The organism is Martinezella dioscoreae, from assembly GCF_009176305.1.
Lineage (GTDB): Bacteria > Pseudomonadota > Alphaproteobacteria > Rhizobiales > Rhizobiaceae > Rhizobium > Rhizobium dioscoreae.
In genome coordinates this window covers 71,719-92,326 of the sequence record NZ_BLAJ01000002.1, presented here as the reverse complement: position 1 = coordinate 92,326, position 20,608 = coordinate 71,719, and the positions used below count along the sequence as shown (strand labels likewise).

Genomic DNA, 20,608 nt, shown 5'->3' with positions numbered 1-20,608 from the left:
GCCTCGCTCTCAATGCTGGAAACGATAGATCGACTTTTTGCTTGTCTCAATGCAGGAATGATGGAATCTATCAAAACCTATCATTAAGATAACGCAGGAATGATAAATTCCATCAGGAGCCGCCATGCGTCGCCCCACCATATCGGATCTCGCCAAGGCGTCCGGCGTCAGTGTCGCCACCATCGACCGCGTGCTGAACGGACGTCTTCCGGTTCGCGAACAGACGGCACGGCGCGTCTATGAAGCGGCGCAGGAAATCGGCTATCACGCTGTCGGTCTCCTGCGTCAGCGCGTCTTCGAAGACGTGCCGCGCTATCAACTCGCATTCCTATTGCAGAAGCCTACGCAATCATTTTATCAAGCTTTTGCCAAAGAGATCGAAGCGGCTGCGGCGACGATGACGGCAGCGAAGCTGCAGGTTCAAATCGACTATCCGGCTGTCTCGACACCGAGCGCGATCGCGGAGAAAATGCGAGCGCTGGCAGCGCGTAATCAGGCCGTGGCCGTCGTCGCCCCTGATTATCCGGCTGTCGAAGCGATCGTCGACGAACTCAAGGAAAAGGGGATTCCGGTCTTTTCCGTACTTTCCGACTTTGCCGCGGGCGTTCGGGAAGGATATCTCGGCCTCGACAACAGAAAGGTCGGTAGATCTGCTGCCTGGACGATCGCGCGCACGGCTCGCAAGCCGGGCAAAGTGGCGTGTTTTGTAGGCAGCCACCGCTTTCACGGCCACGAGTTGCGAGAGGTGGGTTTTCGCTCCTATTTCCGCGAGAATGCGCCGGAATTCGAAGTGCTGGAAACGCTCATCAATTTCGACGCCGTCGACGTCACGCATGAGGCGACGCTCGATCTTCTGCAGAAGCATCCAGACCTTATCGGTCTTTATGTCGCCGGCGGCGGAATGGAGGGGGCGATCGCCGCACTTCGGGAAGAAAACCGCGCAGGCGATGTTACCCTCATCGTCAACGAGCTTGTCCCCGAGAGTAAGGGCGCACTGATGGATGGAACAGTTGCCATGGCCATTTGCACTCCACTGCCTCTTCTGTGCCGAGAGCTCATCACGCAAATGGTGAGTTCAGTCGAAGGAAGCGCGCAAATGACCGCGCGCCAGACCTTTTTTCCGTTCGAGATCTATATCTCCGAGAATATTTGAATGAAGGAAGCCGGCGATGGCAGGGTCGCGTTGGCAGCGCCGCTGCTCACGCGAAAGGGCCAAAACAAGGACCTCGATCTTATCGACACGAGATCGGACCGAGCCGGCCGCAGCCAAGCTCGGCAGGCTCCTTCGCATCGCCTGTTCGGCGATCATCCGGCCTTTAGGGCCGATTCGATGAAATCAAACGAGGCTTGGATCGCTTCTCGTGGGTTGGCGAGGTCGTGCACCAGGGGAGAGAAGCATTCGTAGGAAATCGGTCCGACATATCCGGCAGCCTGAAGAGCCTTGATCTGACCGACATTGTCCAGTCGGTCCAATCCGTCGACAAGAACCCGGTGTTCGTCTTCCATCTGGTTCAGCTGCAACGTCGGATCGACGACAGCCGATATGTGGACGATCCCGGTGTGGCTGGCAAAAATCGGTCCGCCATCCGCCAGGGCGTGATGGAATGTGTCATGGACGAGTTTATAGCGATGTGCTGCCCCGAGCGCGTTGATCGTGTCCACGAGCTCTGCCTTGTAACGCAGCGAGGAACGCTGAAACCCCAATGGCTCGACCAGTGCGACCAGGTCCGCCTCTTCAAGAAGAGGTAAGATGGCGGCAAGGGACGTTTCGAGATTGGCTTTGCGCTCCTGCGCCTCGGTACCGATACCCTCGTTTCGAGGGATCAGGCTGATGGTTTCAGCGCCGGCTTCCTTGGCGATTGCAATCAGATCCCGAACCTTCCGCTCGATATCATCCGACCAGAAATTGAACGGATAGACCTGGGACAGGCCAACGAGCCGCAAACCTCGCTCCCGAACCATTTGACCTGCCTCGGCCGGCGAAAGGCCGTCAAATAGCTGGCGCTTGAGGTCGTTGCGAACCTCTACGCCCTGGCAGCCGAGAGCAACCGACAGGTCGAGGAAATCGGTGTAGCTAAGATTTGGTGCCGTAATCTGATTGAGTGCCCAGAACATGTTTCCTCCCAAGATCCCGATATTGCTGCTCCAGCGGAGCGTCACGCGGCTCTAGGCAATGCCAAAAGCATCCGTCGCGCGCAATCGGGTGGAATTTGGATTAGCGCATCGGTGAGGTTTCTTGCGCCTTCCGCTTGAGGTGTTTCACCTCATTCTCAGATGGAAGGAGGTAGAAAAAGTTGCGGTTCCAGAAAATGCGCATCCGGCATTTGAACGCGACCCTGGAGCACGTTTTGTGCCATCAATTCGACGGTGTCCCGGCAAAGCTGTGCCAAGGGCGTGCCGATAACCATTGTCGCATAGCCGTCGGAAAGGGCTGCGCGACTGACAGAAGTGAGCTCGTTGACGATGAGGGCGACCTCCCCGGGCGCGCGCATTTCCCGCAGCGCCGCTATTGCGCCTTCCATGCCACCACCTGCGACATAGATGCCTCTCAAGTCCGGATGACGCTCAAGCAAGGCGACGGAGGTTTCATGGGTGAGCTTTCTTGTCTCAAGATTGATGACCGGTTCCAGGATATCGAGATCCGTCCGCAACTGGCTTAGGTATGAACGGAATCCGGCTTCCTTCAATTCGTGTCCCTGCCAGCGATTACTGCCAAGAAAAATCGCGACTTTTCCGGGCTGGCGACTTGCCATGGCGATCATCCATGCCGCAAGGCGTCCGACCTTGTGATTGTCGAGACCGATATAGGTTTGACGCGCGCCGTGGCCGAAATCATTCAGCAGGGCGAAGACGGGAATTCCGTTCTGCCGCAGGCTCCGGGCGGCTTCATTGACGATGCTATGGTTGACCGCAGTGCAAGCTATCGCATCAGTATGCGTGGCAAGTTCCCGCATGATTGCCGCAAAGTCTGCCGGCGACTGAGACGGAGAATATCGGATGATCACTTCACCGCGAAAATCCTGATGGTCTGCCACCGCCCGGGTCAGCTCTTTGCTGAAAGACTGATAAAACTCCTGTCTTTCTTTTATGAGCAGAAAGCCAAATCTCACTCTTGCAGGCGGTGCGATCAGTTGCCGATCGATCAGACCACTCGCATAATAGGCCAGTTTATGCGCTGCCTCTGCAACCTTGCGGACCGTTTCCTCGCGGACGAAGCCTCTCTTGTGAATGACACGATCTACAGTCGCTTTGCTTACCTTCGCCTCTTTGGCTATATCCTCAATTCTTGTCCGCTTCATATAAATCCTGATCAGGTCCCGGGGGGTGACCTCGCCTTATTCGCCAGATCCAACAGGCTTCGCCATTGGCCGGCAATCTAAGTCAAAGTGAAAGGTGCTCCAAGAGGGAGCAGTTGTGCCTCGATCTATCAAAATGTCGATAGTCTGCTTCAGCCGCTGTCGCCTGGCATGGCCGCAATGGTCGAGGTTGCCGCCTTGCGCGGGTCGATTTCGTTTCCCCACCGCCATCCGATCCGTCATGGGGAAGGTATGTTTTCGAAGCCCTGAAGATCGTTTCGCTTATGCATGCTCAGTATGCGAGAGGCAAATCTGCATCTCGGAATTTATTTACATGGCGATCAAATAAGGATATTCTTTATCCTTGATAGATACATGCCAGCCGCGGGCTTTGGAATGATTTTATGATTTTGAAAAGCCAAGTCGAATGGGCTCTCCATTGTTGTGCCATTCTTGCGGGCTTGCCTGAGGGCCGCTATCTCTCCACCAAAGCGCTCGCCGAATTCCATGGGCTTCCCAAGGAATATCTTTCCAAGGCCCTCCAGAGCCTGTCTCAGGCTGGACTTGTCGACACGACACTCGGCCCCTCCGGCGGTTATCGATTGGCGAGAGCGCCCGCGGATCTCACTTTTCTGGAGATCGTTGAGGCCGTCGAGGGGCGGCAGCGAACCTTCGTATGCACCAATATTCGCGCCAACAACCCCTGCCGCCCGAAGGACTATTGCGAGAGCAGCCCTTGTGCGGTGGCGCGCATCATGTGGGAGGCCGACGAAGCGTGGCGCGAGAAACTGCGCAGCGTCAAATTGTCAGACCTCGTCGGCATCCTGTCGAAGGAGATCCCGCCGGAACTCTGGAAAAGCTCTTTCGAATGGGTGCTAGAGCGCGCCGGATGATATCGCCCTGAGAGTGGCCTGTTCCTTCTGTTCGCCTATCGGGGGGCAGACGAGGCTTTGGGCCGGCATCGCCAATGATATTCCGTTCGCCCTGCAATGTTCGTAGATGAGATCGATGATCTCGTTCTGTGCCGACATGCGGCCTGCCGCGCTCGCGACGCGGAAGAACAGCTCGACCTCGATGGCGATTGCGTCGATCGTCTTGAGCGCGACGACCGGCGGCGGGTTCATGACGATCCTTTCGCAGCCCTGCAGGACGGCAAGCATGACCTCTTCGACGAGCCGCGGCTTGTGTATGGCGGATATTCGTATCGTCAGCGAGATCTGGTGCGACTCATCAGGGCGGCTGCGATTGGTGACGCCCTGTTTCGCCAGAACGCTGTTCGGCAGGACGACGACGTTATATCCGCCAGAAAGCAGATTGGTGGAGCGCCAGTTGGTTTCAACGACGCGCCCTTCGGTGCCGTCGGCGAGCTGGATCCAGTCGCCGATGACGTAGGCGTGACCGAGAGCCAGCGCGATTCCGGAAAAGACATCGGCAAGCGTGTTCTGCAGCGCAAGGCCGATAATGACGACGACGATGCCTGAGGTGGCAATCAGCGGCCCAACGGGTGCGCCGAAGACGAAGCCGATGACGGACAGGGCGACGCCGAGATAGACAATGCCGACGATCAGATCCTGAAGAAGATGCGCCTCCTGCGGCCGGCGGTTGAGGGTGAGATAGATATGAAGGAAGCCGATCATCGTCCAGGCAAGATGCAGCCACCAGAGGATCCTTGCGGATTTGGCAAGCAGGATGCCGCCATCCTGAAGCTCATCGTAGTCAAAGTGATAAGGCGAAATTCCGGCAAGCCAGAGCACGAGGCTCATGCAGCAAAAGAAGAGGATCTGCACGACGAGGCGCGCAGTCGGACGACGGCGCCCCTGGATGTGCCAGATGAGAATGCCGGCCAGCCCGAGCAGATTGATCAGGACGAGCGGCAGAAAATGATGTTCGCCAAACATGATAGGGCTCACCGACGATGATTTCCTGAAACCGGGAAGGGACAGGCGCCTCCGGCACCCATCCAGCCTCCGGTTATTTCTTGATCGGAAAGGTCAGTTCTTTCTGGCTGCTGTCGACAACGAAGACAGCCAACAGCTTCGCCGGCTTGGTCTTGCTCGCATTCTCGCTGACGCCATGGCGATCGCCCGGCATCTCGGAGAAGTTTTCGCCGGCCTTGAAGACTTTGACCGGACCGTCATTGACCTGGCTTCGGATCGCCCCTTCCAGGACCGTTGCATAAATGAACGCCGAGTTCGGATGGGTGTGGGCCGAGGAAAAGCCGCCCGGACCATATTCCACGAGGACGCCCTTGATGCTCTTGCCAGGAACGTTCGGCAGTTCGTGTTGGTAGACAAGTGTGACCTTGGCATCCTTCTCGCCTTCAGCGTGTGCGACGGCGGTGGTGGACAGCAGGGTGGTGAGGGCGAGGCCGAGAATTGACTTGATCATCTCGAATTCCTTTCTGAAGAGTTGGACGGTCATTTGCGGGCGGAGGTTGCGAACCATTGCTCGAAGGTGATGCGGCCGAGGCGCGGATTGCCATCGGACACGAGCGAGCCGTCTTCCAGCCTTGCGCCGAAATAGCGGGCTTCCGGATCCGCCACGACCTTGCGGGCATCGCCCATGGCCTTCAGATAGCGGGCCACGAGCTCATTCAGCCGGACACGTTCCGGACCGGAGATCTCGACGATGCCGTTGATTGCCGCGGAGTTCGCCACGACGGTCATGTTGTCGGCGACGTCGTCGGAAGCGATCGGCTGCACATAGGCCGGCGACAGGCGCACCGTATCGCCGACCGTGCCGGACTGGGCGATGCCGCTTAGGAATTCCATGAACTGCGTCGAATGGACGATGGTATAGGGAATGCCGGAGTCGCGGATGATCTTTTCCTGGGCGACCTTGGCACGCATGTAGCCGCTTTCGGGCAGGCGATCGACGCCGATGATGGAAAGGGCGATATGATGCTTCACGCCGGCCGTCTTTTCCGCTGCCGCCAGATTGCGGCCTGACGTCTCGAAGAATTCGAGCACGGCTTTGTCCTCGAAGGAGGGCGAGTTTGCGAGGTCCATGACGATGGAGGCGCCCGCCAATGCTTCGGCGAGTCCTTCGCCGGTAATCGTATTGACGCCGGTGTTCGGTGCGGCGGCAACGACTTCATGGCCCTGCCTGCGAAGGCGGTCGGCCGTCTTCGAACCGATCAGGCCGGTTCCACCGATGATGACGATTTTCATGAGCTTCTCCATTTGCGGTCGCTTCGCGCACCGCATTGTTCGTTCATTCTGTGTGATTGTGTTGCAAGGACGGGCCGGCTCAGATCATGCCTTGCATCCGCTCAGCCGAGCCAGGTGCTCCCTAACAGCTGCACGCCGGCCCGGCGCTTGCTCACCAGGGAGTTAGTAGTCCCAGAACACCGGTACCCAACGGAAGACATCGCCGTCGGTTGCCACATGGCCGACCGAAGGGAACGGCATATGGGTGGCAACCAGAAGCCCTCCGGTCTCGGCCAGCTCCCGCAAAAGACGGACGCGCACGCGCGCAGCTTCTTCCGGATCGTGTTCGAAGCCGTTGTGCCAGTCCGGATGTTCGAACCCGACGGCGAACACGGCATCGCCAGCGAACATTAGCCGGTCCTTGCCCGATGCCACGCGAACCACGCTATGCCCGGGTGTGTGGCCGCCGGTTCGAGAGACGACCACGCCCGGTGCCACCTGGGATTCATCATCGAACAGTTGCAGCTGGTTTTCATACTCTTTTTTGAACTGTTTCGCGGCCGCCCGAAGCGCATCCGGGAAGCCGGGCGGCATTGACACATGGGAGAAGTCGGGCGCTTCCCAGAATTTGACCTCTGCCGCTGCCACATGGATACTGAGGTCCGGACGCAGCCGCTCCTTCACTCCATCGACGAGCAGCCCGCCAACATGATCCATATGCATGTGGGTCAGCACGACGTCAGTCACGGAACCAAGGTCGATGCCGGCAGCTTCCAGCCGCTTGATCAATTGTCCGGCGCGCGGCAGGTTCAACTCCGGGTCCAAGCCAAGACCTGCATCGATGAGGATGGTCTGCTTGCCGCTGCGAACGACGACCGCGTTCAGCGCCCAGTCGAAAGCGTCCTGCGGCAGGAACATATCATTCAGCCAGGCCGCGCGATCGGCAGCATCCGCATTGTATCCCAGCATCTTGGTCGGCAGCGGCAACACGCCGTCGCTGATCACCAGTACCTCGATATCACCGATCTGCACCGCATAGCGCGACGGAACCAGCTCGTCAGGGCTTGATTTAACGGGATGAGAAGTGTCCAGGTCCATGTTTGTCTCCTGTTGATCGAGATCTTGGAACCGATTTGGCCGGCTCCACGGTTGAAACGATTGTCATGAGAGTTTTGGTCGCGGCCGCCGGGACGGCCGCGTATCGTTTGCCGAAGCCTTTTCTGAGAGGCTCAGTTGAGGCCGGCTCTGTCGAGGCCGTAGGCCTTGTCGGCCGAGCCCGGTACGGTCTTGAAGGCGATGCTGGCGCGGTTCCAGGCATTGATGACCATGATTACGAAGGTGAGATCGGAGATTTCCTTCTCGGAAAGCTGGCCGCGCACGCGCTCGTAGAGCTCGTCGGGAATGCCGCCTTCATGCAGTTTCGTCACCGCTTCCGTCCAGGCGAGCGCGGCGCGCTCCCGGGGAATGAAGAGATTGGATTCCCGCCAGACGGCTACGTGGTGGAGCCGGAGTTCGCTCTCGCCATGGATCTTGGCTTCCTTGACATGCATGTCCAGGCAGAAAGCGCAGCCGTTAATCTGCGATGCGCGGATGTGAACGAGATCCTGGATTTTCTGTTCGATGGCGCTGTCCTTCAGGGCCATGCTGAGTTCCGAAAGTTTCCTGAAGAGTTCCGGTGATTGCTGGGCATAATTCAAACGCTGGGTCATAGTCGCCTCCGTTATTAAGGATATTAAGTATCCTTGTGGATAAAAGATATCCTTAATTGCTGGACAGTAAAGTCCTTCCGGGCTAAGGTTCGAACATAAGGCCTATGCCGAAAAGTATGGGGTGGGGATGGATATCGTATGCGCATTGCAAACATTCATGCGGGTGGTGGAGACTGGCTCCTTTTCCGCCGCAGCGATTGATCTCAGGCTGACGCAGCCTGCTGTTTCACGCCAGGTTTCGGCGCTGGAAGCGCATCTCAACACACGTCTGCTGCATCGCACGACCACCGCGCTGGCGCTGACGGCGGAGGGGGAGCAGATCATCCCGATGGCACTCAAGGTCATCGAAGCGGTCGAGGCGCTTAGTGAAACCACATGTCGTGATGGCGGGCGCATAGCCGGCAAGGTGCGGCTGGCTTTGCCGACACCGCTCGGGCTTTACGTCAGCGACCGGCTCGGGATGCTGCTCGAACGCCATCGGGGACTTTCCGTCGACTTGCTCTTTCGCGAGGAACCGTCCGACCTGGTCGAAGAGGGGATCGATCTTGAGGTACGGCTGGGAACGGTCGCAGACTGCAGTCTGATGTGCCGCAGAATTGGGTGGACGACGGCCTTTCTCGTTGCCGCGCCTTCCTATCTACAAGAGCGGGCAGCACCCAAAACGCCCGACGATGTCAGCGCTCATGATTGCATCTGTTACAATCGCGCCGGAAACGGCCGGGCATGGTCGTTCTCAAATGGCGCCGAGGACGTTACCGTGAGGATCGCGCCGCGCCTCGTCGCCAGCAACGCGGTTGCCGTCCACCGTGCGGTGTTGGCTGGCAATGGGATTGCCGTACTTTCCCACATTCTTGTCGGGTCCGACATCGAGGAAGGCAGGCTGGTGAACGTCATGCCAGACTTTCCGCCGAGCCGAGTCGCTATCAGCGTCGTCTACCCATCGCGTCGGAACCTGCCGTTGCGCATCAGGACGGTCCTCGACTTCCTGATTGAGATAGTCGGCAAGGATCCGCTGATGGCGCCTGCGTCTTCTCATTGATGGCTTGGATGGCGCTCGGATTGTCGAACGTCACCCGCATAAAAAGTGGGATTCACGTTCGCTTGAGATATCGCCACGCCGCCATGCTGCCGAAGAGCTGAAGACCGCCGCCGCAAAACATAGCCACAATGAACCCGAAAGCGGGCTCCCGGAAGAACGCGTAGACCGATCCGAGTGCGGCCACGCCGATGGTTGCGCCAACCATGCGTGCGACGTTGATCAGTGCGCTCGCAGTTCCAGCGCGCTCACGGACGACGCTCGAAACCGCGACTGCCGTAAGAGGCCCGGTCGCCATGCCCATCCCGATACCGGTCAACAGCAGGCCGAATTCCTCGGCGGTGAACAGGTTACCGCCAAAAGCAATGCCGAGCAGAAGGTTCCCCAGTCCTATCGTCGCCAACCCGATGCTGATGGTGTGCCGTTTTCCCAGATGTTCAGAAAAGTAACCGGAGAAGGGTGAGATTGCCACAAAGCTCAGCGCCATGGGCAATAGTGCCAGCCCGACAGCGATCGGAGGCAGTCGATCGAGGCTGAGGGAGGCGAGGGGAAACAGAAAGAGCGTCCCGTACATGCCGAACGTCATTGCGGCCGTTCCCGCCATCGCCCCGCTGAATCGCCCGGTGGAAAACATCGAAAGCGGCACGAGAGCCCGCTGATCGAGGCGCCGTTCCACCAGGATGAAAAGCGCCAGCAGACCGAAGCCGCAAAGTGCCAGCAGGATCGTCCATACTATCGGAAAATGCGAGGACTCGATTGCCGCCAGAGTGATGGCGGCGAGCGACAATATGCCCAATAGCTGACCCAGCATGTCGAACGATCGTCCCTTTTTATCCGCACTTTCCAAGATCCAAGGCAATGCTCCGGCAGCCGCCGCCACGCCGATGGGAACCACGACGAGGAAAACAGCCCGCCAACCGAAATTATGGATCAGATAGCCGCCAAGGCTTGGCCCGACGGCAAGCGACATGCCGTTGCAGCCGGCCCAGATACCGAGCGCCCGACCCCGAATCTGCTCGTCTGGGTAGATCACTCGAATGAGCGAAAGAGAGGCCGGTATCAGAAGGGCCGATCCGAGGCCGGTTGTCGCTCTGGCGCCGATTAGGATCGTGATCGTCGGAGCCAAGGCGCATCCAAGGCTTGCGATTGAGAAGATGACGCAGCCGACGATGAAAATCAGACGACGTCCGTAAAGATCCGCAAGCAGACCGCCACTGATCAGAAGCGCAGCGTAGACGAGATTGTAGGCATCGACGACCCACTGCAACTGGGTTACGGAAGCCTGGAGGCTCTCGCCGATTGGTTGGACAGCCAGATTGACAACCGACGTGTCGACCTGCGCAACGATCACGCCCAGGCAGAGAATGGTCAGAGAAGCAGGATGTAGTTTCGAAGGCCGGTCGTCGCGCTGCTCGATTGAATGCATGACATTTCCTCATGGAAACAAACGTAGAGCAACTTGTTTGGTTTCACTTTGAAGGCATCGAAGTATCGAAAGACAAGGATGGTCATGCGAACCGAAAGGCACCCATGCCTGGAACAAGCCTGTTCCGCGCAAGTTCGGGAGTTTTCCACGGGAGAACGGACCAATGTCTTCCTACAAAGACCGCCCTGTTATCAGCGATTTTCAACATCCCGGCCAGGCGCCGACTGGTGATCCCTTCATGGGAACGATCAACAACGAACTCGCCGACAAGGGTTTTCTCGTCACGAGCACGGACGAGTTTGTCAGTTGGGCGCGCACCGGATCGCTGATGTGGATGACGTTCGGGCTTGCCTGTTGCGCCATCGAGATGATGCAGATGTCGATGCCGCGCTATGACGTGGAACGCATTGGTGCCGCGCCGAGGGGTAGCCCCCGGCAGTCGGATCTGATGATTGTTGCCGGCACCGTATGCAACAAGATGGCGCCGGCGCTGCGCAAGGTTTATGACCAGATGCCCGAGCCGCGCTACGTGATCTCCATGGGATCATGCGCCAATGGCGGCGGCTATTATCACTATTCCTATTCGGTGGTGCGCGGATGCGATCGGATCATTCCGATCGATATTTATGTGCCTGGTTGCCCGCCGACCGCGGAGGCCTTGCTTTACGGAATTCTGCTTCTCCAGCGCAAGATTCGCCGCAATGGGACGATCGAACGATAACCGACACCCGTCGGCCTCGCTCTCCGTGGCGGCGTCGCGGCGCTTTGACGTTTATTTAGATTCTCATGGAACAAGCTCAAGATGCAGCCGTTCCCCTAGCAGATGCAAGGAACATCGAAGCCTTAAGATCGCAACGAAGCTCCCGAACGCATCGCAAACAGCAAGTCTGCTCAAATCAAGGTCAATGAAGGCATTATCCGAGGTCCACAGGGCACCGGTGCCGGTCTAGCGTATTGACGGCAGCTGAAACCACGCATTGCGCGGCAATGCTGGAACGGTCGTTGTGCGCGTTCTTCAAGGAGAAAAATTGTGACCGATAGCCCCAGCACCCCCGATCTGCAAAACGAAATTGTGGAGCTTATTCCGGCCCTTCGTGCATTTGCACGCTCGTTTCATAGAAACGCCAGTGACGCCGACGATCTCGTGCAGGAAACCCTCGCGAAAGCGCTGGCCAATCTCAACCAATTCGATCGAGGCACCCGGCTGAAATCGTGGCTGTTCACGATCATGCGCAATACGTTTTGCACGAAGTTCCGCATTGCCCGGCGCGAGGCTCCCGGAATCACGAAATGCGTTTCCGGCGCCGGGGTGGCCGCGCCATCGCAAGAATGGGCGATACGGGCCAAGGAAATGGAAGAGGCCTGCAATCTGCTGCCGGAACCTTACCGTGTCGTGCTCGAATATGTTGTCATAGAGGGACGCTCCTATGATGCCGCTGCCGAGAAATTCGGATGTGCGATCGGTACCGTGAAAAGCCGGCTCAGTCGAGCCCGGCAGCAACTGGCAGCGCACCTTGACGAAGACAGGCATTGATGATGCCTGCACTTCTCAACGCATGGAGTGGTAATGCGTGGCGTTATGTATCTTTGTCCGGGATGCCGAACAGTGCCTTGGCAATATGATCGAGGGCGGCGCGCCTCTCGGATAGCACAAAACCCGCAAAGTTCATGTCTGCATCGATTGGATCTCCGCCAAGAGCGAAGAGATAGGGAATCTTTTGCCTGTCGAGCCGTTCGACCAGGGGAAATACCTGTTCCGCCTCGAGATTCAGGTCGAGTATCGCCGCGTCTAGGTCATTCGCCTCGATGAGATCGGACGCATGTTCGAGATCATGGACCGGACTAACTATAATCGCTCCGAGTTCACACAGCTTTTGGCGCACCTCGTCGGTCAGAAAGTAACCGCTCTCTGCCACCAGGAGCCGCTTTCCCGAAAACAATTGGCTATAGAGGGGCGCTAAACCGTCCATTTCTCGATCCGAATTGAGCCTTGCTTATAGGTGTTGGCGCGTGAACCGAAACTGAACCACGGTTCTTGTACACGGTAGCTGTCTTTGTGCGCTCGTCAAAGGAGGGCTTTCGGTGAGCGTCACATGATTTGAGAGGAAATTCTTACCCTCAATCACGAACAACTGCCGCCGGAAAAGGTTTCCTGACTTGATGCGATAGATCAGAGAAAACAGTCGAACAGGCTCGGCCTCGGGAACAAACGGCCGCGTATATGGTTCGAGCATAGGGGAGGGGCATCCACGGCATGGGAGAGTTGGATGCACAATGTGATTGATGTGGAATTCAAGATGCTTTGGACCGCACCAGTCTACCTCGCGACCAGCAGTCGAGACGGCTGTCTGATTCAGGGGCCGGAGGATGCAATCCATTTCCTGTCACGAAGATGGCCTTGCGAACGAAGCAGGTCCTACGCGCGTGCGACGGAAAAATGCGTTGCGGCGGTTTCGCACAAAATTCCCGTCGAGGCGTCGCGAGCAGCTTTTGTAATTGCCTGCCTCGACGCGCACCTGATGTTGGGAAGCAGGTCGCCATGAAGACTGGCGACGATGATGCGATTTCAGAAAATGACGCTTACGAGTTCGGCCGGAAAGCCTTTGCAAAGGGAGTGAGCAGCGACAGCACGCTTTTCCGCAAGTGAGCAACGCTGCGATCAAGGCGTATGGATTCATGAATGCGCAAAAGAAAAGATCCGTAGCGGACAGCATAAGCCGGGCCATCGGCCAAACTGATCATCCGCAATTGCTCCCCATGCCGGACATAAGCAGATTACCCTTGTCTCGCGAGGCGTCCGTCTCCCTCCCACATCAGCAGAAACTTCCGCGTTATCTGCGGCAGATGATCGTCAATCCATTTGGCCATTGCCTGCTCTTCGGCCAAGCTCTCCCGCAGAGCATGTTTTGCCTCGTCGAAGTTTCCGGCGTCGGCGATCGTCAGCAGTGATTTATATGCCGCGATTTCATAGTTTTCGAATGCGAAATCGGTGAGGGCGTCTTTCAGCACTTCGTCGGTTACGCTTGCATGGCTCATGACAGTCGTGGGGCTGGTGAACGAAAGGATCATATCCTTGAGGTTGAGATAATCCTCGTCTAAATCCTCAAGGATACGTTCGAGTCGCCTGATTTGATCCTCCGTTTCGCCGATGTGCTGTTCAAGTTTTGCCGCCACTTCCGGATAATTTTCCAAGCGTGACGGTTGCGGTCTTGTCATCCCCAAAGCCTGGTTTTCCATCGCATAGGCGTTTCGAAGGCCGATGACGAACATGTCGTGGATTTCTGTCTCTGCCATGATTGCATCCTCCATTGGCTGCTCGTTCTCAAACTAGGGCGAATTGGCGTTGTTCCCGCCGCTTCTGTTGTCCTGACGAATACCGGAGGATCGGCAGCATGCATTGAGTGCGGAATTTGACAGCATGGATGGTCGGGAACCATGCCTGCTGAAGACCGTTCCCCTTCCTGGTGGAGGAAAACTCATGGCGCCAAGATCATTCTGGAAAGGCTATCTCAAACTGTCGCTCGTGACATGTCCGGTCGCCATGACTCCGGCGACCACCATTAACGAGAAGGTTCGCTTCCACACGCTGAACAGAAAGACGGGCAACCGCATCGTCAGCCAATATGTCGATTCCGTCACGGGCAAAGCGGTCGATGAAGACGATGAGGTCAAGGGATATGAGCGCGGCGAGGATGACTATGTCATGCTCGAGGACGAAGAGCTCGATGCCGTCGCGTTGGAAAGTACCAGAACGATCGATATCGAGATGTTCGTACCGCGCGACAGCATCGAATGGATCTGGTTCGATACGCCGCATTATCTGACGCCGAACGATGCTGTTGGTGAGGAGGCTTACTGCGTCATTCGGGATGCGATGGCCGCGAGCCGCATGGTCGGCATATCCCGGCTCGTCATGTATCGCCGTGAGCGTGCCGTCATGCTGGAAGCGCGAGACAAAGGGATCGTCCTGTGGACGTTGCGATTTGGCGATGAGGTCCGGGATGAAGGGGATTACTTCGAAGACATCCCTGCAAAATCGGTCGACACCAAACTGCTGAAGCTCGTGGGAGAGCTGATAGACGAGCGAACGAAATCATGGGACCCAAGCATGGTCTCCGATCCCGTCCAGGACAAGCTTCTCGATATCATCGCTGCCAAGAAGAAGGGTCGCAAGCGCCCGGCAAGGGCAAAGGCCGAAGAGGCACCCGCCGCGGGCAATGTCATCAGCATCATGGATGCGCTTCGAAAGAGCCTTTCACAGGAAAAGGGTGCAAAGAAAAGATAATCCGCATCGAGGGGTTTCCGCCGGGAAGACGGAGCCTGTCATGAGCCGCGCTTGCGCTTCGCGTCGGGCAGATGCAATGGTTCTGCGGCTTTTCTGAACTCGGCCCAGGGATCCGAGCGAAGCGCGGCAAGCCGTGTCGGCACGTTGAGCACGGTGAAATAGTCGGGGCCGATGGCGGGGCTCAATTCCTCCCAGGACAAGGGCATGGAGACGGCGGCTCCCGGACGAGCGCGGGTCGAATAGGGCGCAACTGCAGTCGAGCCGCGTTGGTTTCGCAAATAGTCGACCAGGATCTTGCCCCGGCGTTTCGATTTGGTGATGGTGGAAACATAGCGGCCGGGGCTATCAGCGGCCATCGCGTCGGCGATGTCCTTGGTAAAGGCTTTCACGGCAGGCCATTCGGCTTTGGCGACCAGCGGGCAGACGATGTGCAGCCCTTTGCCGCCGGATGTCTTGACGAAGGGAACGAGACCCGCCCGTTTCAGCCGTTCGCCGGTCTCTTCCGCGGCGGCGATGATCTCTGTCCATGCGACATTCGGACCAGGATCGAGATCCATGATGATCATGTCAGGCTTTTCCCAATTGCCGACCATCGATCCCCAGGGATGGATCTCCAGGACAGCGGCCTGTACGAGGCCGATCAGGCCGCTCAGGTCGTTGATGTTCACATATGGCTCCTCACCTTGCGGATCCTTCGCCAATGCGATGTTCCGGTTCATGCCCTTCCAGGCGTGCTTCTGGAAGAAATGCTGGCCGCCGATCCCGTTCGGGCAGCGCACGAGCGCAAGCGGTCGGCCGACGACAAAAGGTCCCATGTAACGCCAGACCTCCGTGTAGTAATCTGCAAGTCCGGCTTTTGTAACGCCCTCGTCCGGCCAATAGAGACGATCGCCATGGGTCAGGGAGATGCTGGTTCGCGACGGCCTTTCAGTCGAGGTCTTGGCGGCTGATTTCGGTGTTTCGCGAACGATGTCGAGTGGATTCTTGTCTTCTCTTAAGCCACGGAAGGACGCATGACGCAGATGGCCGTCGGCCGTCCACGCACGGAATTCGACTTCCGCGACCAGTTCGGGCCGTATGAAGCGGACACCGCGATGTTCTTCTGCCGTCAGCCTGGATGCGAAAGGACTTTCCTCTGCCTTCAGGCGGGTAAGCCTTTTGAAGAGCTGCTTGGCGACTGTGTGTGTGTACCCGGTTCCGACGCGGCCGACATGCTGCAGCTTGCCATGCTCGTAGACGCCGAGAACCAGCGAGCCGATCGCGTTTCTCGATGTCGTCGAAGGCACCCAGCCGCCGATGACGAATTCCTGTCGTGACGAACATTTCGATTTGACCCAGGTCTTGCCGCGGCCGGAGCGATAGGAATCGCTGGCGATCTTGGAGACGATCCCTTCCAGGCTCAACCGGCAGGCATGGTTCAACAGCAGATCGCCATTCTCGTCAAAATGGCTGCTGAAGCGGAGGATCCCGGTTTCGGACGAAATGATCTTCTGCAGCAAGTCCTTGCGGCTGACCAAGGGGCAGGCAGTTAGATCATAGCCATCGAGGTAGATCAGATCGAATGCGTAGAAGACGAAACGGTCGCTGCGCCCTTCGCTGAGGTCGGCCTGCAGGGCGGAGAAGTCTGAGGCGCCGGCAGCCGGCTCGACGACCAGTTCGCCATCGATGATGGCTGTGCCGACGGGGAGATCCTTGAGGGCGCTGATGATCTCCTTGCCGAATTTCTGGGTCCAGTCGAGGCCGCTGCGCGTCAGCAGCTTGACGCGGCCTGCCTCGATGCGAACCTCCAGCCGATAGCCGTCGAATTTGATCTCGTGAAGCCAGCGCTTGCCCGTGGGAGGCTTGGATACCAGTGTCGCCAGGGCGGGTTCGACAAATGCCGGCAGGGCAGCCTTTCTGGCGTCCTTTAAAGCGGATGGCTCAATGGGCTTCGCATCGGCTTCCCGCTCGGGCGCAGCTTTGCTCGGCTTCTTTTTATTCTTGCCCTTGTCGTTGAAGCTCTCATCCTTGGCTCGGGCTATCCTGCGATCAATCTTGCCCGTTTTGGACGACCAGCCCGGCTTTTCGCCTGCAACCTCATCGATGACCCGTCCCGTCTTTGCCGATTCCGGCTGCTCTTCGAGGATATCGGGCGCACCCTCCGGGCGGGCCGCATCGTCCTCGCCTTTAATCAACAGCCAATTTTCCCGCTTCTCACGCGGATTTCCGGCCATGCGGATCAGATGCCACCGGCCGCCGAGTTTTTTTCCGTGAAGCTCGAATTCGAGATGTCCTTTTGCCAGTCCCTTGTGGGGGTCGCCAAGCGGCGTCCACGTACCTTTGTCCCAGACGATGACGGTGCCACCGCCATATTCGCCCCTCGGAATCGTGCCTTCGAAGCCGCCATATTCCAGGGGATGATCTTCGGTCTGTACCGCGAGCCGCTTCTCGCCGGCCACCAGACTTGGCCCCCTGGTCACCGCCCAGCTCTTCAGCACGCCGTCCAATTCGAGGCGAAAATCATAGTGGAGCCGGCGCGCATCGTGCTTCTGGATGACGAAGCTGTTGCCGGCTGATGCGGCCTTGTTCCTGCTCGCGCGGCCCTTTGGTTCCGATGTTCTGGTGAAATCGCGTTTGCGGTTATAGATCTCCAACGCCATGATCAGCTCGCCTTGCGTTGTGTCCGCGAGGAGGCGGCGGCACGCGATTTTGCTGCCTTGCCGGATGCCGCACGCGATTTCTTGGCGGGATGTTGGGCGCCTGTCTTGCCTTGGCCAGCCATGCCGGCGCTCTGGCGCAGAGCCTCCATAAGATCGGTAACCTTGGCGACTTTCGCCGGCTTGCGTTGCGGGATCTTTTTGCCTTCGATCTTGGCTTTTACCAATTCAGCGAGCGCGGCCTCATAGCGGTCATCGAATTCACTGGCATCGAAACTGCCTTTCTTGGTGGCGATGATATGTCTGGCGAGATCGAGCATTTCGCCCTTGATCTTCATATCGGGCACGTCCTCGAAAGCTTCCTGTGCCGAGCGAACTTCATAATCGAAATTCAATGTCGTAGCGATCAGCCCCGCGCCATGGGCGCGGATCATCATTGTCCGAAGGCGGCGAAACAGAACGGTGCGGGCAATGGCGGCAACCTGCTTCTTGCGCATCCCTTCGCGGATCAGCGCGAACGCTTCTGCGCTCGCCGGAGCGGAAGGGGCCAGATAATAGGGCCGGTCGAAATAGACATCATCGATTTCATCGCATGCCAGAAAGGCTTGTACATGCAGGACCTTATCGCTTTCCGGCACCGCCGCGGCGACTTCCTCGGGCTCAAGGATGACGTAATCGTCCTTGTTGAGTTCGTAACCCTTGACCTGATCCTCGCGCGGCACCGGCTTTCCGCTCGCACTATCGATGAATTCGCGCCTGACCCGGTTGCCGGTCGCCCGGTTCAGCGTGTGAAAGGAAATCCGTTCCGAGGTGGAAACTGCCGTATAGAGCGCGACCGGGCAGCTGACCTCCCCGAATTTGAGATATCCTTTCCATTGCGCACGCGGGCTCATGGGGATGCTCCATTTTCACGATGATATTCAACGATGCCGAAACGGCATTGTTCCGCAGTTTCGGATTTCGTCGCTGCGCTGACCGGCGTGCTTCCCGATATTGGATTGACGTCATGCGCGACGTTGCGAGCCTGGCGCCTCGGGACCTATTTTCCCAATTGCTTGGCCATCTGCAGATGATGTTCGAGCGTAGGTGTCGTATTCGCGGCCCATGCTTTCAAAGCAGCACTGTCTCCCTTTTCGCCATATCGTTTGAAAAGATCGACGGCTTTGGCGTGAGCTGAACGTTGGTCGGAATCGTAGCGCTGAATGAATTCTCTTCCTTGCAGCTTTTGGAGCCTGGTCAGCATCTTTTTCTGATTGGACGTCATATCGCTGGGAAGCGTCGCCTTCGCCTTGCCGCTCGTTATCAGATCTTTCAACTGCATCGTCGTCTTCTGATGATCATCGACCATTTGCTGCGCAAAAGCCTTCGTCTGATCATCGCCCCGCTGCAGAGCAAGCTTACTGGCTTCGATTTCGAACATGTCGCTGCTCGCAGCTTCATTGACGAAATCCTGCGCCGCCGGTGCGGCGCCTACGAGCGAATTGACTCCGGTCTTTTCGGCAGCCGACTGGGCGAAGGCGCCGGTGGCAAGGAGCAGGATCCCTGCGGTAATGATTGAGCGCTTCATGACATTCTCCTTCGCCTTTCTCCTCAGCGTCTCATCACATTCATGATCAGCGACACCACGAAGAAGATGAGGAAGATAAAGAACAGGACCTGTGCGATGGACGCAGATGCGCCTGCTATGCCACCGAAGCCGAGCGCACCTGCAATCAAAGCTACGACGAGAAATATCAGTGCATAATAAAGCATTTCGCTCTCCATTGGTTGCTGCAAGGAGAACGGAATTGTGAGTGGTTTGTTCCTGTGGATGCTGGGAAGCGTCACACTGCAGCGGTTGCCTGTCTCGACCAGGCCTGCTCGCCGCCGTTGCCAGGTGGCGGCGGCTCGGCGGCGTCCAGATACATCTTTGCCGGTGCCGTCAGCACAAACCAAAGGCTGGCGCCAAGCAGGAATGAGCTTGCGGCCTCATCACCGGCAGAGACACAGAGGGGGAAGATTACGGCGGTGAACAAAACGGTCAGGCGTACCGCCCATTCTGTTTCACGCTTGCGCGTGGCTGTCGCCGCGAGCGCCCGATAGGACCGCATATCGTAAATCCGTCCCACCCGGCCCAGGGCCAACAGCCGCAGTGACGGAAGCGAAAGCATCAAGAGCGTGCCGAGCCCGAAAACGTAGATAGGGCCGTTTAAAAACAGGCCGCATGCCGACAGAAGGGCAAGTATGACGATGAGGTTCCACAAAGGGAAGAGCTTCTGCGGAGAATGGCCTGTCTGTCTGTGCCATAGCTGCATGACTGCCGATCCGCCGCGCAGCAGCGGTCGATCAATGTAACAATTGAGGAATTCCATGATGTGCCCTTCTAAACCCGGCGCCGACACACACCAGAAAAATCCGGCGTCAGCATGGCAGAATCGCAAATCCGATAGGCCAATCGAGCTTACTCGATGTTTTTCTATTGCGGAGGGAGGAACTATCCGCGGTCAAGGGGGTTCTCTGGCTGATCTGTCTTTCAGACGAGGCGGCGCCGATTATGTCGTCAATCGCGCGCCATCCAAACGGCTGCAAACATACGATTTCGCGACATATCCGCCAGCAAGCGATATCAACGACCCGGAAAGCTTTTACCGTGAAACATCTTGACCAAGCCATCCATATCGCGCTCGAGGCGCACGAAGGGCAGACGGACAAGACTGGACGGCCTTTCTTTGAGCATTGCCAACGCGTCGCACTGCTGGTTTCCGGTGACGAGGCCCGCACGGTCGCCTATCTTCATGATGTCGTCGAAAAGGGAAGAGGATGGACGCTCGATCGTCTGCAGGAAGAGGGCTTCCCGACAAGGATTCTATCTGCCGTCGATGCCTTAACGCGGCGGCCGGGCGAGCCGGACGAGCAATTCATCCATCGTGCGGCAGCGAATGTGCTGGCTTTGCCCGTCAAGCGGGCCGACCTTGAGGACAATCTTTGGCAAAGCGAGCAGATAGGCAAGGACGCCGCAAAATATCAGCGCGGCTTAGACACCCTGCTCGAAATGGCGAGCCGAAAGTAGGGGATGCCTCCTTCGATGCTTG

General features: G+C 57.7%; 23 protein-coding genes. 8 read left to right on the top strand and 15 right to left on the bottom strand.

The window, feature by feature from the left end; genetic code table 11:
- Positions 1-124: 124 nt before the first annotated feature.
- Positions 125-1,153 (top strand): LacI family DNA-binding transcriptional regulator, encoded by a 1,029-nt coding sequence (locus GDN47_RS06945; protein WP_113333583.1) that lies wholly within the window; start codon positions 125-127, stop codon positions 1,151-1,153.
- 152 nt (positions 1,154-1,305) lie between these two features.
- Here the strand turns inward: GDN47_RS06945 and GDN47_RS06940 are convergent, their stop codons facing one another.
- Both GDN47_RS06940 and GDN47_RS06935 read right to left on the bottom strand, forming a co-directional pair.
- Positions 1,306-2,115 (bottom strand): TIM barrel protein, encoded by an 810-nt coding sequence (locus GDN47_RS06940; protein WP_113333584.1) that lies wholly within the window; start codon positions 2,113-2,115, stop codon positions 1,306-1,308.
- A 155-nt stretch (positions 2,116-2,270) separates the two neighbouring features.
- Positions 2,271-3,299 carry a LacI family DNA-binding transcriptional regulator gene (locus tag GDN47_RS06935; RefSeq protein WP_113333585.1) on the bottom strand — a complete coding sequence of 343 codons (1,029 nt, stop codon included), beginning with the start codon at positions 3,297-3,299 and terminating at the stop codon, positions 2,271-2,273.
- A 401-nt stretch (positions 3,300-3,700) separates the two neighbouring features.
- Between GDN47_RS06935 and GDN47_RS06930 the strand changes: the two genes are divergently transcribed.
- Positions 3,701-4,189: an RrF2 family transcriptional regulator gene (locus GDN47_RS06930; RefSeq protein ID WP_113333586.1), complete on the top strand. Its 489-nt coding sequence runs from the start codon at positions 3,701-3,703 to the stop codon at positions 4,187-4,189.
- On the opposite strand, the gene GDN47_RS06925 is transcribed toward GDN47_RS06930, so the two are convergent.
- From GDN47_RS06925 to GDN47_RS06905, 5 genes are all read right to left on the bottom strand, one after another.
- On the bottom strand, positions 4,172-5,194 hold the full coding sequence (locus tag GDN47_RS06925; RefSeq protein WP_152093419.1) for a mechanosensitive ion channel family protein: 1,023 nt from the start codon (positions 5,192-5,194) through the stop codon (positions 4,172-4,174). The genes GDN47_RS06930 and GDN47_RS06925 overlap by 18 nt on opposite strands.
- Before the next feature lie 73 nt (positions 5,195-5,267).
- Positions 5,268-5,684, bottom strand: a complete 417-nt coding sequence (locus tag GDN47_RS06920) for a cupin domain-containing protein (RefSeq protein ID WP_152092893.1) — start codon at positions 5,682-5,684, stop codon at positions 5,268-5,270.
- Between the two features lie 29 nt (positions 5,685-5,713).
- Positions 5,714-6,466, bottom strand: a complete 753-nt coding sequence (locus tag GDN47_RS06915) for an SDR family oxidoreductase (protein ID WP_113333588.1) — start codon at positions 6,464-6,466, stop codon at positions 5,714-5,716.
- A gap of 162 nt (positions 6,467-6,628) precedes the next feature.
- On the bottom strand, positions 6,629-7,543 hold the full coding sequence (locus tag GDN47_RS06910) for an MBL fold metallo-hydrolase (RefSeq protein WP_152092892.1): 915 nt from the start codon (positions 7,541-7,543) through the stop codon (positions 6,629-6,631).
- Between the two features lie 131 nt (positions 7,544-7,674).
- Positions 7,675-8,154: a carboxymuconolactone decarboxylase family protein gene (locus GDN47_RS06905; protein ID WP_113352477.1), complete on the bottom strand. Its 480-nt coding sequence runs from the start codon at positions 8,152-8,154 to the stop codon at positions 7,675-7,677.
- A 127-nt stretch (positions 8,155-8,281) separates the two neighbouring features.
- On the opposite strand from GDN47_RS06905, the gene GDN47_RS06900 reads away from it, so the two are divergent.
- A complete protein-coding gene (locus GDN47_RS06900; protein WP_113333591.1) occupies positions 8,282-9,193 on the top strand; it encodes a LysR family transcriptional regulator in 912 nt (303 codons plus the stop codon).
- Positions 9,194-9,245: 52 nt separating this feature from the next.
- On the opposite strand, the gene GDN47_RS06895 is transcribed toward GDN47_RS06900, so the two are convergent.
- The gene (locus GDN47_RS06895) at positions 9,246-10,616 is read right to left on the bottom strand and encodes an MFS transporter (protein ID WP_152092891.1); all 1,371 of its coding nucleotides are present in this window, start codon (positions 10,614-10,616) and stop codon (positions 9,246-9,248) included.
- Between the two features lie 163 nt (positions 10,617-10,779).
- On the opposite strand from GDN47_RS06895, the gene GDN47_RS06890 reads away from it, so the two are divergent.
- The gene (locus tag GDN47_RS06890) at positions 10,780-11,337 is read left to right on the top strand and encodes a NuoB/complex I 20 kDa subunit family protein (RefSeq protein WP_069615666.1); all 558 of its coding nucleotides are present in this window, start codon (positions 10,780-10,782) and stop codon (positions 11,335-11,337) included.
- A 309-nt stretch (positions 11,338-11,646) separates the two neighbouring features.
- Positions 11,647-12,150 (top strand): sigma-70 family RNA polymerase sigma factor, encoded by a 504-nt coding sequence (locus tag GDN47_RS06885; RefSeq protein WP_113352474.1) that lies wholly within the window; start codon positions 11,647-11,649, stop codon positions 12,148-12,150.
- Positions 12,151-12,193: 43 nt separating this feature from the next.
- Here GDN47_RS06885 and GDN47_RS06880 read toward each other — a convergent pair whose 3' ends face one another.
- The gene (locus GDN47_RS06880) at positions 12,194-12,586 is read right to left on the bottom strand and encodes a response regulator (protein WP_152092890.1); all 393 of its coding nucleotides are present in this window, start codon (positions 12,584-12,586) and stop codon (positions 12,194-12,196) included.
- A 297-nt stretch (positions 12,587-12,883) separates the two neighbouring features.
- On the opposite strand from GDN47_RS06880, the gene GDN47_RS06875 reads away from it, so the two are divergent.
- Positions 12,884-13,159, top strand: a complete 276-nt coding sequence (locus tag GDN47_RS06875; RefSeq protein ID WP_113390658.1) for a DUF982 domain-containing protein — start codon at positions 12,884-12,886, stop codon at positions 13,157-13,159.
- Between the two features lie 232 nt (positions 13,160-13,391).
- Here the strand turns inward: GDN47_RS06875 and GDN47_RS06870 are convergent, their stop codons facing one another.
- Positions 13,392-13,910, bottom strand: coding sequence for a ferritin-like domain-containing protein (locus GDN47_RS06870; protein ID WP_113390661.1), 519 nt, complete (start codon positions 13,908-13,910; stop codon positions 13,392-13,394).
- A gap of 184 nt (positions 13,911-14,094) precedes the next feature.
- Here GDN47_RS06870 and ku (GDN47_RS06865) point away from each other — a divergent pair, with 184 nt between their 5' ends.
- The gene (ku, locus tag GDN47_RS06865) at positions 14,095-14,901 is read left to right on the top strand and encodes a non-homologous end joining protein Ku (RefSeq protein WP_152092889.1); all 807 of its coding nucleotides are present in this window, start codon (positions 14,095-14,097) and stop codon (positions 14,899-14,901) included.
- A gap of 38 nt (positions 14,902-14,939) precedes the next feature.
- Here the strand turns inward: ku (GDN47_RS06865) and ligD are convergent, their stop codons facing one another.
- The 5 genes from ligD to GDN47_RS06840 all read right to left on the bottom strand — a co-directional run bounded on the left by ligD (position 14,940) and on the right by GDN47_RS06840 (position 19,888).
- A complete protein-coding gene (gene ligD, locus GDN47_RS06860; RefSeq protein WP_152092888.1) occupies positions 14,940-17,540 on the bottom strand; it encodes a DNA ligase D in 2,601 nt (866 codons plus the stop codon).
- Positions 17,541-17,542: 2 nt separating this feature from the next.
- Positions 17,543-18,436 carry a non-homologous end joining protein Ku gene (gene ku / locus GDN47_RS06855; protein ID WP_173002483.1) on the bottom strand — a complete coding sequence of 298 codons (894 nt, stop codon included), beginning with the start codon at positions 18,434-18,436 and terminating at the stop codon, positions 17,543-17,545.
- A gap of 140 nt (positions 18,437-18,576) precedes the next feature.
- The gene (locus tag GDN47_RS06850) at positions 18,577-19,104 is read right to left on the bottom strand and encodes a DUF4142 domain-containing protein (RefSeq protein WP_113333622.1); all 528 of its coding nucleotides are present in this window, start codon (positions 19,102-19,104) and stop codon (positions 18,577-18,579) included.
- A 23-nt stretch (positions 19,105-19,127) separates the two neighbouring features.
- Positions 19,128-19,289 (bottom strand): DUF1328 domain-containing protein, encoded by a 162-nt coding sequence (locus tag GDN47_RS06845; RefSeq protein ID WP_095437579.1) that lies wholly within the window; start codon positions 19,287-19,289, stop codon positions 19,128-19,130.
- Between the two features lie 71 nt (positions 19,290-19,360).
- The gene (locus GDN47_RS06840; RefSeq protein WP_152092887.1) at positions 19,361-19,888 is read right to left on the bottom strand and encodes a hypothetical protein; all 528 of its coding nucleotides are present in this window, start codon (positions 19,886-19,888) and stop codon (positions 19,361-19,363) included.
- Between the two features lie 278 nt (positions 19,889-20,166).
- On the opposite strand from GDN47_RS06840, the gene GDN47_RS06835 reads away from it, so the two are divergent.
- A complete protein-coding gene (locus GDN47_RS06835; protein WP_145323876.1) occupies positions 20,167-20,586 on the top strand; it encodes an HD domain-containing protein in 420 nt (139 codons plus the stop codon).
- Positions 20,587-20,608: the final 22 nt, after the last annotated feature.

What these genes read in the sequence shown, in the direction of transcription:
- GDN47_RS06945 (WP_113333583.1), top strand. Translation starts at nt 125, where the DNA reads ATGCGTCGCCCCACCATATCGGATCTCGCCAAGGCGTCCGGCGTCAGT.
- GDN47_RS06940 (WP_113333584.1), bottom strand. Translation starts at nt 2,115, where the DNA reads ATGTTCTGGGCACTCAATCAGATTACGGCACCAAATCTTAGCTACACC.
- GDN47_RS06935 (WP_113333585.1), bottom strand. Translation starts at nt 3,299, where the DNA reads ATGAAGCGGACAAGAATTGAGGATATAGCCAAAGAGGCGAAGGTAAGC.
- GDN47_RS06930 (WP_113333586.1), top strand. Translation starts at nt 3,701, where the DNA reads ATGATTTTGAAAAGCCAAGTCGAATGGGCTCTCCATTGTTGTGCCATT.
- GDN47_RS06925 (WP_152093419.1), bottom strand. Translation starts at nt 5,194, where the DNA reads ATGTTTGGCGAACATCATTTTCTGCCGCTCGTCCTGATCAATCTGCTC.
- GDN47_RS06920 (WP_152092893.1), bottom strand. Translation starts at nt 5,684, where the DNA reads ATGATCAAGTCAATTCTCGGCCTCGCCCTCACCACCCTGCTGTCCACC.
- GDN47_RS06915 (WP_113333588.1), bottom strand. Translation starts at nt 6,466, where the DNA reads ATGAAAATCGTCATCATCGGTGGAACCGGCCTGATCGGTTCGAAGACG.
- GDN47_RS06910 (WP_152092892.1), bottom strand. Translation starts at nt 7,543, where the DNA reads ATGGACCTGGACACTTCTCATCCCGTTAAATCAAGCCCTGACGAGCTG.
- GDN47_RS06905 (WP_113352477.1), bottom strand. Translation starts at nt 8,154, where the DNA reads ATGACCCAGCGTTTGAATTATGCCCAGCAATCACCGGAACTCTTCAGG.
- GDN47_RS06900 (WP_113333591.1), top strand. Translation starts at nt 8,282, where the DNA reads ATGGATATCGTATGCGCATTGCAAACATTCATGCGGGTGGTGGAGACT.
- GDN47_RS06895 (WP_152092891.1), bottom strand. Translation starts at nt 10,616, where the DNA reads ATGCATTCAATCGAGCAGCGCGACGACCGGCCTTCGAAACTACATCCT.
- GDN47_RS06890 (WP_069615666.1), top strand. Translation starts at nt 10,780, where the DNA reads ATGTCTTCCTACAAAGACCGCCCTGTTATCAGCGATTTTCAACATCCC.
- GDN47_RS06880 (WP_152092890.1), bottom strand. Translation starts at nt 12,586, where the DNA reads ATGGACGGTTTAGCGCCCCTCTATAGCCAATTGTTTTCGGGAAAGCGG.
- GDN47_RS06875 (WP_113390658.1), top strand. Translation starts at nt 12,884, where the DNA reads ATGCACAATGTGATTGATGTGGAATTCAAGATGCTTTGGACCGCACCA.
- GDN47_RS06870 (WP_113390661.1), bottom strand. Translation starts at nt 13,910, where the DNA reads ATGGCAGAGACAGAAATCCACGACATGTTCGTCATCGGCCTTCGAAAC.
- ku (WP_152092889.1), top strand. Translation starts at nt 14,095, where the DNA reads ATGGCGCCAAGATCATTCTGGAAAGGCTATCTCAAACTGTCGCTCGTG.
- ligD (WP_152092888.1), bottom strand. Translation starts at nt 17,540, where the DNA reads ATGGCGTTGGAGATCTATAACCGCAAACGCGATTTCACCAGAACATCG.
- GDN47_RS06850 (WP_113333622.1), bottom strand. Translation starts at nt 19,104, where the DNA reads ATGAAGCGCTCAATCATTACCGCAGGGATCCTGCTCCTTGCCACCGGC.
- GDN47_RS06845 (WP_095437579.1), bottom strand. Translation starts at nt 19,289, where the DNA reads ATGCTTTATTATGCACTGATATTTCTCGTCGTAGCTTTGATTGCAGGT.
- GDN47_RS06840 (WP_152092887.1), bottom strand. Translation starts at nt 19,888, where the DNA reads ATGGAATTCCTCAATTGTTACATTGATCGACCGCTGCTGCGCGGCGGA.